14 protein-coding genes are annotated in these 15,615 nt (G+C 68.8%); 8 read left to right on the plus strand and 6 right to left on the minus strand.

Features of this window, described 5'->3' with window-relative positions; translation table 11 throughout:
• From RIC54_RS03810 to RIC54_RS03820, 3 genes are read left to right on the plus strand one after another with little or no spacing between them, the layout of a single operon-like run.
• Positions 1–1,401 (plus strand): MmgE/PrpD family protein, encoded by a 1,401-nt coding sequence (locus RIC54_RS03810; RefSeq protein ID WP_350098213.1) that lies wholly within the window; start codon positions 1–3, stop codon positions 1,399–1,401.
• Entirely contained in the window at positions 1,398–2,759 is a 1,362-nt protein-coding gene (locus RIC54_RS03815; protein ID WP_350150559.1) for an FAD-dependent oxidoreductase, read from the plus strand. Before RIC54_RS03810 ends, RIC54_RS03815 begins: the two co-directional genes overlap by 4 nt.
• Positions 2,756–4,135 (plus strand): MmgE/PrpD family protein, encoded by a 1,380-nt coding sequence (locus RIC54_RS03820; protein ID WP_350098215.1) that lies wholly within the window; start codon positions 2,756–2,758, stop codon positions 4,133–4,135. Before RIC54_RS03815 ends, RIC54_RS03820 begins: the two co-directional genes overlap by 4 nt.
• Here RIC54_RS03820 and RIC54_RS03825 read toward each other — a convergent pair.
• From RIC54_RS03825 to RIC54_RS03835, 3 genes are all read right to left on the minus strand, one after another.
• Positions 4,129–5,442: a TRAP transporter large permease gene (locus tag RIC54_RS03825; RefSeq protein ID WP_350098216.1), complete on the minus strand. Its 1,314-nt coding sequence runs from the start codon at positions 5,440–5,442 to the stop codon at positions 4,129–4,131. The two genes, RIC54_RS03820 and RIC54_RS03825, sit on opposite strands and share 7 nt — an antisense overlap.
• A gap of 20 nt (positions 5,443–5,462) precedes the next feature.
• Positions 5,463–6,020, minus strand: a complete 558-nt coding sequence (locus RIC54_RS03830) for a TRAP transporter small permease subunit (RefSeq protein ID WP_350098217.1) — start codon at positions 6,018–6,020, stop codon at positions 5,463–5,465.
• Positions 6,021–6,100: 80 nt separating this feature from the next.
• Complete coding sequence (locus RIC54_RS03835; RefSeq protein ID WP_350098218.1) at positions 6,101–7,126, minus strand: C4-dicarboxylate TRAP transporter substrate-binding protein; 1,026 nt, start codon at positions 7,124–7,126, stop codon at positions 6,101–6,103.
• 249 nt (positions 7,127–7,375) lie between these two features.
• Here RIC54_RS03835 and RIC54_RS03840 point away from each other — a divergent pair, with 249 nt between their 5' ends.
• Positions 7,376–8,770, plus strand: a complete 1,395-nt coding sequence (locus RIC54_RS03840; RefSeq protein ID WP_350098219.1) for a nitroreductase family protein — start codon at positions 7,376–7,378, stop codon at positions 8,768–8,770.
• Between the two features lie 31 nt (positions 8,771–8,801).
• On the opposite strand, the gene RIC54_RS03845 is transcribed toward RIC54_RS03840, so the two are convergent.
• Positions 8,802–10,193 carry a dihydroorotase gene (locus tag RIC54_RS03845; RefSeq protein WP_350098220.1) on the minus strand — a complete coding sequence of 464 codons (1,392 nt, stop codon included), beginning with the start codon at positions 10,191–10,193 and terminating at the stop codon, positions 8,802–8,804.
• A gap of 56 nt (positions 10,194–10,249) precedes the next feature.
• On the opposite strand from RIC54_RS03845, the gene RIC54_RS03850 reads away from it, so the two are divergent.
• Genes RIC54_RS03850 through RIC54_RS03860 form a run of 3 tightly spaced genes read left to right on the plus strand, consistent with a single transcriptional unit; the run spans position 10,250 to position 12,794 of the window.
• Positions 10,250–11,128 (plus strand): polysaccharide deacetylase family protein, encoded by an 879-nt coding sequence (locus RIC54_RS03850; RefSeq protein WP_350098221.1) that lies wholly within the window; start codon positions 10,250–10,252, stop codon positions 11,126–11,128.
• Position 11,129: 1 nt separating this feature from the next.
• Positions 11,130–12,041, plus strand: coding sequence for a polysaccharide deacetylase family protein (locus RIC54_RS03855; RefSeq protein ID WP_350098222.1), 912 nt, complete (start codon positions 11,130–11,132; stop codon positions 12,039–12,041).
• A gap of 48 nt (positions 12,042–12,089) precedes the next feature.
• Complete coding sequence (locus tag RIC54_RS03860; protein ID WP_350098223.1) at positions 12,090–12,794, plus strand: GntR family transcriptional regulator; 705 nt, start codon at positions 12,090–12,092, stop codon at positions 12,792–12,794.
• A 37-nt stretch (positions 12,795–12,831) separates the two neighbouring features.
• Here RIC54_RS03860 and RIC54_RS03865 read toward each other — a convergent pair whose 3' ends face one another.
• Together RIC54_RS03865 and RIC54_RS03870 are read right to left on the minus strand one after the other, a co-directional pair.
• Positions 12,832–13,164, minus strand: a complete 333-nt coding sequence (locus RIC54_RS03865; protein ID WP_350098224.1) for a DUF4387 domain-containing protein — start codon at positions 13,162–13,164, stop codon at positions 12,832–12,834.
• Positions 13,164–14,534, minus strand: a complete 1,371-nt coding sequence (locus tag RIC54_RS03870; protein WP_350098225.1) for an acyclic terpene utilization AtuA family protein — start codon at positions 14,532–14,534, stop codon at positions 13,164–13,166. Before RIC54_RS03870 ends, RIC54_RS03865 begins: the two co-directional genes overlap by 1 nt.
• A gap of 159 nt (positions 14,535–14,693) precedes the next feature.
• On the opposite strand from RIC54_RS03870, the gene RIC54_RS03875 reads away from it, so the two are divergent.
• Complete coding sequence (locus tag RIC54_RS03875) at positions 14,694–15,593, plus strand: isocitrate lyase/PEP mutase family protein (RefSeq protein WP_350098226.1); 900 nt, start codon at positions 14,694–14,696, stop codon at positions 15,591–15,593.
• The last annotated feature ends 22 nt before the right edge of the window (positions 15,594–15,615 follow it).

Genomic DNA, 15,615 nt, shown 5'->3' on the forward strand with positions numbered 1-15,615 from the left:
ATGGACGGCACCAAACCTTCGTCATCCGACGCCGCCCGCATCGCCGAAGGCCTCGCCAACCTGACCCGGTGGTCGTCGACCGTGCGTTGGTCCGACATTCCGCCGGCGATCCAGCGCCGCGCCGCCGTGGTGCTGGCCGACGACCTCGCGGCGATCGTGGCGGCCCGCGACGAGCCGGAGTTGATCGGCCTGCACGACGGCATGGCGCGTTCATCGGGCGCGGCCGAGGCCACCGTGTTCAACGCGCGTGGCCAGAGGCTCGACCGATACTCCGCGGCGACCGCCAACGGCAGCGCCGCCGACTGGTGCGAACTCGACGAGGGCTACCGCCGGGTGATCTGCCACGCCGGGCTGTACTGCGTTCCCGCCCTGCTGGCGGAGGCCGAGGCGATCGGCGCGTCCGGCGAGGACACCCTGCGCGCACTCGCCATCGGCTACGAGACCTCGGCCCGGGTGGCCCGCGCCTTCACCTGGTCGACCCTGACCCTGCATCCGCACGGCAGCCTGGCGGCGGTCGGCGCGGCCGCCACGGTCGCCGCCCTGCGCCGACTGCCGGCCGAAACGGCGGCCGCCGCCATCGGTTCAGCCGCCACCATGGTCGTGCCGGGACCGTTCAACCACACCGTCCAGGGCGCGCTGGTCCGCAACGTCTGGCCGGGCGTCGGCGCCTGGTCCGGCCTGCGCGCCGTCGACTGGGCGACGGTCGGCATCACCGGTCGGCCGGAGAGCCTGCACGACGTCTACGCGGCCGCCTTCGGTGGCCACACCCACCCGGACGAGCTCACTGTCGAGCTCGGGTCCGCCTGGGCCTTGGCCGACGGCTATCACAAGCTGCACGCCTGCTGCCAGTACGCCCACTCAGCCGTCGAGGCGATGCTGGCGGCCCTGGAACAGGTCCCTGGCGGCGGCGCGTCGGTCAAGAACATCCACATCGACACCCACTGGCGCGGCCGGAAGCTCGACAACGTACACCCGGCCACGACCCTCGCCGCCAAGTTCTCCATGCAGCACATCCTGGCTTCGACCGCCCGCCACGGTCACGCCGGTGCCGAGGCGTTCCACGCCTCGACCCTGGGCGACCCGGCAACGGCGGCACTGCGCGAGACCGTGTCGATCGGGGCATTCGATCCGGAACCGGAATGGCCGAACGACCGGCCGGCCCGGGTAACCGTCGAAGCCACCGACGGCACCAAGGTGACGCAGGAGTGCCTGAGCGCGCGCGGCGGGCCGGACCGGCCGTTCGATCCGGCGGAGATCCGCGACAAGATCGTCGGCATCGTGGCCGCCCCCTATCCGGCGATGGCGCCGCTACTGGAACGGCTGATCGCGCTTGATCCGGCGCTGCTGGCCGCTCCGTGGGACCGGACGGTCGCGGACATGACCAAAGGCGCCCGCCCGTGAGTGCACAAGACACGCTCGACCTGCTGGTGATCGGTGCCGGCGCCTGCGGCCTTGCCGCCGCGGTCGCCGCGCACGACGCCGGCATCCAGGTGGCGATCGTCGAGAAGATGGACCGCCCCGGCGGCAACTCCTCGCTCAGCACCGGATCGGTGCCGGGGGCCGGCAGCCGCTACCAGCGCGACGCCGGCATCGAGGACTCGCCAGACCGGATGGTCACCGACCTGATGGGCGTCAGCAGGCACCACGACGCCGATCCGCTGACCCGCCTGATGGCCGAACAGTCGGCATCCCTGGTCGAATGGCTGATCGACGATCTCGGTGCCCGCATGGGGTTGATCACCGAGTACAAGCACGTCGGCCACTCGGTCCCACGCCTGCACGCGCCACGGTCACGCCGCGGCCAGGATCTGGTCGACGATCTGTTGCGGTGTGTTAATGATCGTGGAATCCCGCTGGCGGTAGGCAACCCGACCGAAGGCTTGGTGGTCGAGGGCGGCGCCGTCGTCGGAGCACGGGTCGGTGGAGAGGTTATCGCCTGCCGCAAGCTGCTGCTGGCGACCAACGGCTTCGCCGGCAATCGAGAGATGGTGGCCCGCTGGTGCCCGGAGATTGCCGCCGCCGACTATTTCGGCGCGCTCGGCAGCACCGGCGAGGCGGTCGCCTGGGGCGAACAGGTCGGCGCCGCGCTCGGCAACATGGGCGCCTACCAGGGTTACGCAGCTGTCGCCTACCCCCAGGGCAGCCTGTTGTCCTGGACCACCATCGAGAAGGGCGGGATCCTGGTCAGCGTCGACGGCACGCGCTTCGGCAACGAGGATGCCGGTTACTCCGGCTTCGCACCCGACGTGATGGCGCAGGGCGAGTTCGCCTACGCGGTCTACGACCGGCGCATCCACGCGATCGCCGAGCACGAGGAAGAGTACGCCGAGATGGCGGCGATGGGCGGCGTGCGCTGGGCCGATACACCGCAGGCTCTGGCGCACGCGATGGAACTCGACCCGCAGGGCCTGGCCGCCACGGTGGCCGCCTACAACGCCGCCGCACGCGGCGAGGCACCGGACGCGTTCGGCCGCACGCATTTCAACCTTGCGCCGCTGCAGCCGCCGCTCGGCGTCGTGCGGGTGAAGCCGGGGCTGTTCCACACCCAGGGCGGCCTGCTGGTCGACGCCGACGCCCGGGTGATGCGGCCGGACGGCACGGCGGTGCCGAATCTGTTCGCCGGTGGCGGGGCCGCGGCCGGGATCAGCGGACAGTCCGGCGCCGGCGGATACGCCTCGGGCAACGGCCTGCTGACTGCCCTCGGCCTCGGCCGGATCGCCGGTCTGCGGGCCGCTGCCGAGATCCAGGGCAGGGCATGACCACAGCCCGGCGCATCGCGTGTTTCGCCACGACCCTGCGCCTGGACGAGGTCCCGGCCCCGGTCGTGGAGGCGGCCAAGCTGCACCTGCTGGATGCCCTCGGCGTCGGGTTGGCGGCGTCGACCGTTCCGCTCTCGCAGCGCTGGGTGGAGGCGGCACGACGGATCGGCGGGAACACCGGCCGGTCGACCGGCCTTGGAGGGTCCAACGGGCTGACCGCGACCGCGGCGGCGCTGCTGAACGGATCGCTGATCCATTCGCTGGAGTTCGACGACACGCACACCCGCTCGGTGGTGCACGGCAGCGCGGTTGCGGCTTCGGCCGCTTTGGCGGCTGCTGAGGAGGCCGGCAGCGACGGCGGGTCCCTGCTGGCCGGTTATCTGGCCGCCTGGGAGGTGATGATCCGCCTTGGCTTGTCAGCGCCGGGCGCGTTCCAGGCCAACGGCTTCCAGATCTCGGCGGTCGGCGGGGCGATCGGCGGGGCGGTTGCCGCCAGCGTGGTCGGGCAGTTGGGTGAGGCGGCCGCGGTGTCGGCGATCGGCATCGCCGGCAGCCAGGCGTCCGGGCTGATGGAGTTCCTGAGCGACGGCAGCACCGTCAAGGCGCTGCACCCCGGATGGGCGGCGCACACCGGGATCGCGGCGGCCGCTTTGGCGCAGTCCGGGATGACTGGCCCCGCCAGCATTCTGGAGGGCCGGTTCGGATTCCTGGCGGCGTTCGCCCGCGATCCCGAAGCGGCCGGCCGGCTCGACCGGGCGCTGGACGATCTCGGCACCGTCTGGCACCTGCCGGACGCCGCATTCAAGCTGTACCCCTGCTGCCACTACATCCACCCGTTCCTGGAAGCCCTGCAGGACCTGATCGACGGCGGGCTGACGGTCGAGACCCTTGAGTCGCTGATCTGCGAGGTGCCGCAACCGGAAGCCCCGCTGATCTGCGAGCCGTGGGAGCGTCGCCAGCATCCGGCCAGCGGCTACGATGGCAAATGGGGGCTGGCCTACTGTCTGGCCGCCCTGCTGGTCGACGGCCGGATCGATGTCGACACGTTTGCCGGACCGCCTGCACCCGAGATCGCGTCGGTGGCGCGGCGCATGGCATGGCGGCCGATGGAGGGCCACCGGTTCCCGCACCGCTTCGAAGCCGCCCTCGAGGCGCGCCTGACCGACGGCGCGGTTCGCCGGGTGCGGGTCGACGACGTGCGCGGCGCGCCTGGGCGGCCGGTCGCCCCGGATGCCGTCTTGGCAAAGTTCGCGAACAACGCCGGCCGGACCCTCACCACCGACGCGGCGGCCGCCGTTCAGGCAGCGGTGCTCGGTCTCGATCGCGCGCCCGACCTCGGGCCGCTGACCCAGGCGCTGCGGGCGACCGGTCAGTAGCTCATCAGGTTCGGCAGGAACAGCGAGATCGCCGGAAACGCGATCAGCAGTCCAAGGGTGAACACGTCCATCAGCACGAACGGCGTCACGCCGGCGAACGCCTCTTCCAGGCTGAGCGGAACCGGCGAGGCGCTGCGCACCACGTAGACGTTGAGCCCGACCGGCGGGGTCAGCAGCGAGATCTCCGCCAGCTTCACCGAGATCACCCCCAGCCAGATCGGGTCGAAGCCGGCGCCGACCAGAATCGGGAACATGATCGGCAGGGTCATGACCATGATCGCGATCGGCTCCACGAACATGCCGAGGATCAGGTAGAGGCCGGCAAAGCACAGCAGGTAGAGGTAGGGGTTCAACTCCATTGCCAGCAGGCTGTCCGAGATCCCCGAGATCAGGCCGGTATAAGTCAGGAACCGCGCGAACAGCATCCCGCCGATCACGATGATGAAGATCACCGTGGTGGTGGTGCCTGCGTCCTTGAAGGTGTCGACCATGCCGGCGCGCGACAGCCGGCCCTTGCCCAGCACGATCAGGAACGCGCCGAACGCACCGATCGCTCCGGCGTAGGTCGGAATGAACCAGCCGAAGTAGATGCCGCCGATCACCAGCACGAACAGGAACCCGATGCCCCAGACGTGCTTGAGCGACTCCCAGCGCTCGCTCCATGGGATCTGGATGTCCGGGCGCGGGCAGAAATCCGGCCGCCAGTAGGCGATCGCCACGATGCCGGCCACGAACACCGCCGCCGACAGGAGGCCCGGCACCAGCCCGGCCATCAGCAGCTTGGCGATCGATTGCTCGGTGATGATCGCGTAGACCACCATCAGGATGCTGGGCGGAATCAGCGACGCCAGGGTCCCCGCCGCCGCGATGCAGCCGGCGCTCAGCCGCTTGTCGTAGCCGAACCGCACCATCTCCGGCATCGCCATCCGGGTGAACACCGCGGCATTGACAATGGTCGACCCGCAGGCCGCCCCGAACGCCGCTGACGCCATGGTGGTGGCGATCGCCAGCCCACCCGGCAGCCGGCCCATCCAGGCATAGGCGGCCCGATACAGGTCGGTCGTCAGCGACGCCTGGGTGGCGAGCGATCCCATCAGGATGAACAGCGGGATGACCGCCAGGGTGAACGAGTTGGTGGTGCTGAACGGGATGGTCGCCAGCTGCGCCCAGGCGGCATCCGGCCCGATCGCCAGATAGATGCCGAGAATGCCGCCGAGGCCGAGCGAGACCCCGATATGCACGCCCAGGGCAAGCATGACGAACAGCACCACCGTGACGATGATGCCCGTCGTGGCCGGATCCAGCACCGCGCTACCTCTCTGCTGCTCTAGTTTTTCTTGGCGTCGAGATCGATCAGATCGGCATAGGCCGGATCGACCGGGATCTCGAGTTCGGTGCCGTCAATCAGCCGCTGGGTATCGACGAACACGTCCAGGACCAGCCGCACCAGCAGCAACGCGGTGCCGGTCGCCAGAATGATACGCGCCGGATACAGCGGGAATCGGATCAGGCCGTCGGTCGCCTCGCCGATCTGCATGCTGAACTGCGCTTCGTTGATTGCCTGCCAGAGCAGCAGGCCGAAGAACAGCAGTCCGCACAGATCGGCCAGGATATCCAGGGCCGCGCGTCCGCGCGGCGGCAACCTCGTGTACAGCAGCTCGACCCGGATGTGGCTGCGCCGGATCTGGCCGTAGGTCAGCGCTCCGAACACGATCAGCACCATGGTGCTCTCGGTGATCTCCAGCGCTCCCGGCACCGGGCGGCCCAGCATCTGGGTCCCGACAACGTCGGCGGTGCCGAGGAACATCGACAGCAGCATGCCGATCCCGCCCACCAGGAGGACACCGAGGGCCAGCCGCTCCAGAAGTTTTGCGATCACGGTCATGGAACAGGGGCCGCCTTCCGCAAATGGTACCGGCCGGTGCCCGGACAGGGCACCGGCCGGAGATCAGTGTGGTCGCCGCATCAGTTCGCGGTCAACTCGCGCCAGCGCTTGGCAACCGCCTCGGCTTCGGCACCGCGGCCATCGGCTTCCATGCCCTTGACCCAGGCGGCCAGAAGATCCGGCGAGGCCTTGCGCCACTTCGCCATCTCCGCCGCCGGGAACGGCTTGAACACGCCGCCGCCCGCCTTGATCTTCTCCATCGCCTCGCCCTCGATCGTATCGAGGAACGGGATGTACTCGGCCTGGCTCTTGGCCGCCTGGTCGATGAAGATGTCCTGGATGTCCTTGGGCAGACGATCCCAGGTCCGGTTGCCGATGACAATCAGATGGCCGGCGATCGACATGATCGGGCCGCAGCTGTATTTGCCCGGCTCATACAGCTTGTTGGCTTCGATGTTGCCCGGGTTGAGGAACGAATAGTCCAGCGAGCCGCGCTGCAGCGCCTCGTAGATGTCGCCGACGCCGATCGTCACCGGAACCGCGCCGATCGCACCCTGGACCTGCGGAATGTCGGCGCCGAAGCTGCGGACCTTCTTGCCTTTCAGACCGTCGACCGAGTCGCAGTCCGGCGACGGGCCGGTCAGGTAGTACTGGCCGAGCGGCTGATGGAACAGGAACCGCACGTTCATCTTGTCGAGTTCGGCCTTGAACGGCGGCAGATCCTTGTAGGACGCGATCGACACCTCGATTGCCTGCTTCGGCGAGCTGAACACGAACGGAATCTGGAAAGCCTTCCAGAACCGCAGCTGGTCTGCGTAGTAGCCTGGAACCACCGAGGCCATGTCGATGGCGCCGCGGCCGGCCAGGGTCAGAACCTCGTTGCCCTTGCCGAGCGCGCCGGCATAGGCGATCTCGATCGTCACGCGTCCCTTGGTGCGCTCCTCGATCGCCTTGGCGAAGTCCTGCTCGGGCTTCAGGAACTTGCTGTTGCCGAGATAGTGACCCCAGCGCAGCTTGAATTCGGCCTCGGCCTGGGCTGCAGCGGCGATCGACACCGTCGAAAGCACGACCGCGGCCTGGACGAGCATGCGCATTGGCTTGTTCATTGCTTACCTCCGTTCCCCGTAGACGCTCTGGCTTCTTAAGTCCCCTGATCACCGTCGACCGGCATCTCGTCCCGTCACCTTGCAGGATCACGAACGAAAGAGCGCATCGACCGCCGGGGCAGAGCCTGAGCGCAACCACGACAATCGGTCAACTGTTGACATTTTTGCGGTGCGACGGCCTGCTGTCAACGCATTGCTGGAACAAGGATGCGCGGGCTGGAATACCCGTGCAAACGGGAGAAAGACGGGATGTCCAAGGGCGCTGCTGCCAACGCACCAATGACGGCGGACCCAGTCGAGGCCATGGCGCCGGCACCGCGTCGACCCGATTGGCGGGAGATCCTGGACCTGCTCGCCACCCGCTGCTCCTGCCGGGATTTCGACGGCTCGCCGATCGATCGAGCGGTCCTGGCCGACATCGTGGCAGACGGTACCGAGGCGCCGTCGTCGTGCAACCAGCAGCAATGGCACTTCATCGTGATCGACGAGCCGGCGCTGAAGCTGCGGGCGCACGAGATCTCCGGCGGCAACCATCACTTCGCCGAATGCTCGGCACTGATCTACCTGTGTTTCCAGAAAGGCTGGACCCACGGCAATTTCTCGGTCGTGCAGTCGGTTGCCGGCGCCGCCTACCATATGATGCTGAGCGCGCACCTGCGCGGGTTCGCGGCGATCTGGAACGCCGGGATCGGCGACAAGGCCGCACTGGCCGAGATGATGGGTGTTCCCCCGACCTTCGAGATCCAGGGCGCCCTTGCGATCGGCCGGCCGCGCCCATCGGCCCCCGCGATGAAGGCGCCGCGCCGGCCGTTTGCCGAGGTGCATTCCTGGAACCGCTTCGACCGGCCGGCGGTAACCCGCTATCCGGTCAAGCAGGCGGACGACTATCCATTCTTCCGGATTCGCAACGATGACAACCCGTTCGCGCTCTGGGACCCACAGCAATGGAGCTGGGACCAGATCGGCGATTTCCGTGGGTACTCGGTGTGGGCGAAGTCGCCGTTGGCCGGGGTCTACGTGTCGCGGCGCCAAGGTGCCGCGACCGAGGTCGAACTCGACCTGCTGCCGGACCTGCCGGCAGGCGCACGCGTCGTCGAGGTGATGCCGTGGGGCGGCACCTACAGCGTCGAGCTGCGCCGCCGGCTGAGTCCCGGGACCGAGCTGCATCTGGCGGAACTGTCGCCGCACAACCTGACCTTCATCGCCGAGCGCTTCCGGCAGGAACGGCTGCCGGTCGACCGCCTGCACACCGAGCTGATGCCGCAAGGCGTGCTACCCCATGCCGACGCCAGCGTCGATGCCGTGGTCCTGCCGCAGGTGCTGGAACACATGCCGGAGCCGGAACGAGTGCTCGACGAGGCCCGCCGTGTGCTGAAACCGGGCGGCCATGTCGTTGCCAGCGTGCGGAACCTCGATTCCGACTACGGCCGGCACTGGCGGGAGGTGGAATCCCGCGCCCAGATCCCCAACCAGGGGCCGTTCCGGCCGCTGCCGGCGGCGACCGTCCGGGACTGGCTGGCCGGCCGGTTCGGCGTCGAACGCGAGATCGGGATCGGCCGCGAGGTCGCCTCCGACGCGACCGTGCTTGACGGTCCGGACATTCTGGCCGGCCGGCTGTACGCCGCCCGGTACCGCCGTGACTAGGCGCAGCCCCTGCGCGCCGACCGCTGGGAGATCAGGCGAGGCGGCGGGGCAGGAAGCGGCCGGTGCCGCGCGCGCCGGCATTGAGCTGTCCATCCCGCACCGCGAATCCGCCCCGCACGATGGTGTGAACCACCCGGCAGGTCATCTCCTGGCCCTCATAGACCGAGTAGCCCGCGTCGGTGGCAAGGCCGGAGCGCTCCACCGTCCAGCGCGACTTCATGTCGAGGATGCTGAAATCGGCGTCGGCACCGGGCACGATCCGGCCTTTGCGCGGCGACAGGCCCATGGCGTCGGCGGGTTTCGCGGTCACCAGGTCGGCCAGCCGCTCCAGCGGGATGCCGCGGCGGTGATGGCCCTCGCTGAACAACGCCGGCAGGAACGCGTCCAACCCCGGAAATCCCGGCTGGGCCTTCCAGATCCCGCCATCCTTCGAAGACATCGGGCGGTGGATGTGATCGGTCGCCACGGTGTCGATGTCGCCGTTGCGGATGCCTTCCCACAGCGCCTCGCGGTCGGCCGGATCGCGCAGCGGCGGGTTGACCTTGGCCAGCGCGCCGACGGCGCTGGTGGTGTCGTGGGTCAGGTAGTGGGTGCAGGTCTCGATCGTGACCCGGCTGCCCTGGCGGCGCTGCTCGACCGCCGCCGCCAGCGCCTCGGCCGACGAGGTGTGGACCGTGTAGACCGGCGCGCCGACCACGCGCCCGAAATACGTTGCGCGGCGGATCGCATCGGCCTCCACGAACGGCGGGCGGGTGGCGTTCCAGGTGGCGAGCCCGCCGGCTCCCGCCGGATCGGCATCCAGCACCCGGTCGCGCAGCACCCAGGCCACCTCGATGTTCTCCGGATGCGGGCACAGCATGCCGCCATGGGCCTTCAGCACTTCCAGAAGCCGGAACAGGAAGCCATCATCGGTCCCCGGCAAGCCGAGCCGTGCGCCCTCGTCGCCGCGGATGTTCATGAACAGCTTGGCGGTCGGCACCCCGAATTCGGTGATGTAGCGCGGCAGTTCGGCCAGCTGCGCGTCGGTGCTGATGACGAAGTGGAAGCCGAAATCGATGCGCGCGCCCTCCTCGGTGATCGACTTAAGCTCGTCGAACAGCGAGGCGTACGGCGTGGTGCTCATGACATACGGGATGAAGCTGGTCACGCCGCCGATGGCGGCGGCAGCCGTTTCGGTATCGGCGTCGGAAGGCTGGCGCGGCCGGGAGATATCGCTGCCGTGGCCGAGATGCAGGTGCACGTCGCAGGCACCGGGCAGTACCGTCAAGCCGCCGAGCGCGATCGTTTCGGTAGCGGCGGGACCGCTGCCGGGTTCGGTAACCGCCGCAATGCGGCCGTCGGCGACCAGCACGTCGACCCGGCGGAACCCCAGGCCGGGCAGCAACACATCGCCATCCGCCAGTCTCAGGTCGATCTTGGTCATGAAATCTTCTCCTCTGCTGTCCGGCACCGGCCGGAGCCTTTTCCGGGAGGGTAGCGATGAGCGCTGATCGCATACCGTACTCGCCGATCGTGACCCGCCCGCGCCTGCGCTGGCCGAACGATGCCCGTGTGGCCGTCTGGGTGGTGCCGAACGTCGAGCATTACGAGTACCGCCCGGACCCGATCGGCATGCGGGATCCGTGGCCGCGCATGCCGCACCCGGATGTGCTCGGCTACGGCACCCGCGACTACGGCAACCGGGTCGGATTGTGGCGGATGATGGAGGTCACCGACCGGCTGAACATTCCGTGCACGGTGTCGCTCAACCTGGCCAACTGGGAACATTACCCCGATATCTGTGCGGCGATGATCGAGCGCGACTGGGACGTGCTGTGCCACGGTGTCTACAATACCCAGTACCATTGGGGCCTGGCCGAGGACGATGAGCGGGCGATCATCGCCGACTGCGTCGAGACATACCGGCGGTTCACCGGCAAACAGCTCGCCGGCTGGTTCTCGCCGGCCGCCACCTTCACCCACAACACCCCCGACCTCGTTGCCGAGGCCGGCATCACCTACTACTGCGACTGGTACCATGACGACCAGCCGACCCGGATGCGGGTGCGCAACGGCCAACTGGTGACCGTGCCGTACCAGATGGACGTCAACGACGCGATGGTCTGGCGCCACCCGTTCGAGGGCGAGGAATTCGCGCGGATGGTGACCGATCACTTCGACACCCTTTGGGACGAGGGTGCCGAACATGGCCGCGTGGTCTGCATCGCGCTGCACCCGTACATCATGGGTCACCCGCACCGCATCCGGCACCTGGAGCGCGCGCTGCGCCACATCGTGGAGCACGACGGGGTGTGGCTGGCCACCGGTAAGCAGATCGCCGACTGGTACGTGGCCCAACAGCCGGCCGGGGAGTCCTGAGATGCCGTCGTTCCGCGCACCCGGCATGGACCACGATTTGTACCCGTTCTCGGCCCTGCCCAGCCGGCCGCCGCTGTCCTGGCCGGGCGGCGCGCGAGTGGCGTTCGCGGTCGTCCTGCATCTGGAGCACTGGGAGCTGGACCCGCCGGCCGCCGCCGTCCGCGACCCGCGCTTCAAGGATCCGATGGGCGATTTCCGGCCCGACTTCCGCGCCTACACCCTGCGGGAGTACGGCAACCGGGTCGGCATCTTCCGGATCTTCGACGCGTTGGACCGGCACGGCATCCGCCCGACCGTCGCGGTCAACGCCGCCGCCTGCGAACGCTATCCCTACCTGATCGAGGAGTGCCGGCGGCGCGGCTGGGAGTTCGCGGCCCACGGCAGCCACGCCACCCGCATGGTCACCGCCAAGTTGACCGAACGCCAGGAGCGCGACCTGATCGACCGGTCGATCGCGACCGTTGGCCGTGCGACCGGCAGCCGGCCGCGCGGCTGGATCGCCCAGGACTATGGTGAGACGGCCCGCACGCCGCAACTGTTGGCCGAGGCCGGCTTGGAGTATGTTGCCGACTGGCCGAACGACGACCAGCCGTACCGGATGACCACCACACCCTCGCTGATCTCGATCCCCAGTCAGGCGGAATGGGACGACGTGCAGTTGCTGTGGCACCGCCGGGTCTTCACCCAGCGCTACCCGGCGCTGATCGAGGAGGCGCTGTCGGTGCTGCACGCCGAGGGGGCGTCGTCCGGCCGGTATTTCGGTCTGGGCATTCATCCCTGGCTGTTCGGGATGCCGCACCGCATCCGGTACCTGAACGAGGCGCTGGACCGGATCGTCGGCTTCGACGGCCTCTGGCAGGCGACGCTCGGCGAAGTGGCCGGGCACATGCAGACGCAGCCGGCCGACGGCTGACAAGACAAACGCGGGACAACGCCCGCGACGGTTCGAGGAAACAGAGACGTGACACAAGCTGACTACGCGCAACCCCTGGTCTCCGCCAACCTGTCCTCCCTGGCGTTCGAGCGCCTGGAGCAGGCGATCATGACCGGCGAGCTGAAGCCCGGTGAGCGGCTCAGCGAGACGACGCTGGCCAAACGCTACGGCATCAGCCGCGGCCCGCTGCGCGAAGCGATCGGCCGGCTGGAAGGCCGGAACCTGGTGGAGCGGGTGGCCAACCAGGGCGCCAGGGTGATCTCGCTGCGCAACGACGAACTCATCGACCTTCTGGTGATCCGCGAGAGCCTGGAGGGAATGGCCTGCCGGCTGGCGGCCACCCGGATCAAGCCGGCCGAGCTGAAGCGCCTGCAGAAGATGCTGGAGCAGCATGCCCAGGACGATGCCGTGGTCAGCGGCCGAGGGTATTTCCAGGGCGGCGGCGACCTCGACTTCCACTACCGGATCGTCAAGGCCAGCGGGAACGCCCGGCTGTTCCAGATGCTGGACGAGGAGTTGTATTCGCTGCTGCGCCTGTACCGCCAGCGGCTGAGCACCCGCCCCGGCCGCCCCAGGCAGGCGCTGGAAGAGCATCGCCGGGTGCTGCAGGCACTTGAGGCCCGCGATCCCGACGCCGCCGAGGCCGCGATGCGCGCGCACATCCAGAGCAGCCGGGCCAGCCTGGAACATCACATGGCAAGCGAGGCGGCGCCGGCCAGCGACGTCGCCTGAGGTCATGACCGTGAACCGATGACCCACCGGATCCGCCTCACCGGTCTGCCGCCGGCCAGTTGACCGGGATGTCCACCTCCAGCAGCGGCGCGTGCTGCTGGCAGCCGTATACGTCGGTGTCGCCGAGGTCGCCCGCCGGGATCGCCCGTGGAATCGTCGCCTTGAAGGCGAGGCCCGCCGGGTAGGGCGTGAACAGAACCTCGGCCGGCTCCACCCCGTACAGACGGCCGATCAGCTCGGCGTTCAGCACCCCGGTCGCCGCCACCGAATCGTACTGGGCACGGGTTTCAAACACCACGTCGATGGTCAGCTGAAACGGGCCGGCGTTCTTGCTCTTGCAGACCTTCGCGATATCCCGGATCGCCGCCATCACAAATCCTCGTAATGAATCGGGAACGGCGCCAGCGGATCGTCCAGCGCCATGGTCTGGAACACCGAGAACCGGTAGACCGGCCCGGTGGAGATATCGGACGGCGAGTACGGGAACGCCATGTTGCCCTCACGGCACAACCGGCCGGGAAAATCGGTGTGCAGCATGGTCACCCGGGCCAGCGCCAGCACCGAATCGGCGGTTTCCTGATCAGAGGCCACCACCTCGATGACGAAGCCGATCTCGTGCGGGGAGGCGTTGCGCAGCGGCTCGGCCGCTCCCATCACCCCGTCCACGCCGTAGCGCCGGATGATCAGGCGGTATTCGTCAGGCTCCACCCCGAGGGCGGCCGCCTTCTGGGCGACCGCGTCGCGGACCCGGGTCAGGAAGTCGTCGCGGGTGGCTATCAGCAGCGGGTCGCGGGTGCCGCACACCGTGATCGCGCGGTAGCCGGCGAGTTCCGCACCTTCCAGCTTCACGGTGTAGGGCTGCGGCTGCCAGGTCATGCCGGACACCCGCACCGCCCGGTCCGAGACGGCTTCGAACAGGCAATCAGTAGTGTCCAGGATGCCACCCGGCTCGACATGGATGCACGGGCTCGGGTTCTCATGCAGGCTGTGGTTGGCGACCGACGACGGCGTGCAGCGCCGCTCCGGCGCCGCCGGCTCCAGGACCACCCCGTCGCCGTCGACATCGACCAGCAGGCAGTCATGGCCCTTCGGCACCGCCGGCGTGGCGCCGCATTCCAGCATCTTGCCGGCATACCAGGCAGGCGCCGGCGGCAGGCCGTTGCGCATCGCCAGCGCGGCCCACGGTGCGGGATCGCTGGAGCGGCCGGCCAGCACCACCTCGGCCCCGCCATCGAGGGCGGCGGCGATCGGTTCGGGCCCCATCATGGCGACGACCCGCTCCGACCGCTCGATGGCTGCCGGGTCCGGCACCGGTCCGCCCGGCAATCGTGCCATGCGGCCGTCATCGTGGGCGCGCTTGAGCACCTGCTTGTCCTGCTCGGCCTCTATGGTCGCCAAGCGGAAGTGCAGGCCGTCTTCGGCGGCCAGCGCCCGGACGATGTCCGCGGTCATCGCCACATGCGGGGCGCCGCCGGCCCCGCCGCAGGTGCCGATGACCAGCGGCACGCCGTGCTTGCGGGCGGCGCGCAGCATCAGCTGGAGGTCCCGGCGCATGGCTCGGCGGGAGTTCAGGGTCTTGCCGGACCCCAGATAGTGCGGCCCCGGATCGGTGCTGCCGCCGTCGACGCCCAGCATGTGGATGCCGCGGTCCATGCCGCGTTCCAGCGAGCTTTCGGGAAAACCGTAGCCGAGGATCCCGCTGGTCGACAGCATGCGGCAGGTGGCGCTTGGGACAGCCACGATTCTCCTTCCGGCGCGGACGCGCTCGACCGACAATGAACCGGCGGATCGTCCAACGCCGTTCCGTAAATTGTCAACAGTTGACGGAGCCCATGAGTCATCGTTTATTGACCGTCAAACGGGAACAACACGTTCAAGCAGCCGGGACGGGAGTGAACGATGGCAGGTGGCAGCGCTTCGGGTGACCGGATCTCCGATCGGCGCAAGCGCCTGCGCGCCGCCGTCGACGAGCGCCGCGCGATACTGGTGCCGGGTGCCGCCAACGCGCTGACCGCCCGGGTCATCCAGGATGTCGGCTTCGACGCGCTGTACGTCACCGGCGCCGGGATCGCCAACACCCTGCTGGGCGTGCCGGACATCGGCCTGGTGACCCTGACCGAACTGGTCCACACCACCGAAGCGATCGGCGAGATCTGCACCCTGCCGATGATCGTCGACATCGACACCGGCTTCGGCAACGCCGTCAACACCCGCCGCACAGTGCGGGTGCTGGAGCGCGCCGGCGCCTGCGCGGTGCAGATGGAAGATCAGGTGTTTCCGAAGAAATGCGGTCATTTCGACGGCAAGGGCGTGATCCCGGTCGCCGAAATGGTGTCGAAGATCAAGGCTGCGGTCGATGCCCGCGAGGACTCCAACCTGCTGGTCATGGCCCGCACCGATGCCCGCGCCATCGAAGGCCTGGACGCCGCCATCGAACGGGCCGAACGCTACATCGAAGCCGGCGCCGACATGACGTTCGTGGAGGCTCCGACCACCGAGCAGGAGATGCGCACGATCACCGAGCGTCTGTCGGTGCCGCAGGTCGCCAACCTGGTGGTCGGCGGCCGCACGCCGCTGCTGTCGCAGCAGGCTCTCGCCGATATCGGGTTCTCGATCGTACTGTACGCCAACACCCCGCTGCAGGCCGCCATGCGGGCGATGGGCGAGGTGCTTGGCGCCCTGAAGCGCGACGGCGGCCTGGACGCGGTCAAGGACCGACTGGCCGGGTTCGAGGAACGCCAGCGGCTGGTCGACAAGGCGTCCTACGACGCCCTCGAAAAGCTGTACGCGGTGGAGTAAGCACGGCTGTCGGGCCCGATCC

The sequence above is a fragment of the Thalassobaculum sp. genome (assembly GCF_040219215.1).
Lineage (GTDB): Bacteria > Pseudomonadota > Alphaproteobacteria > Thalassobaculales > Thalassobaculaceae > Thalassobaculum_A.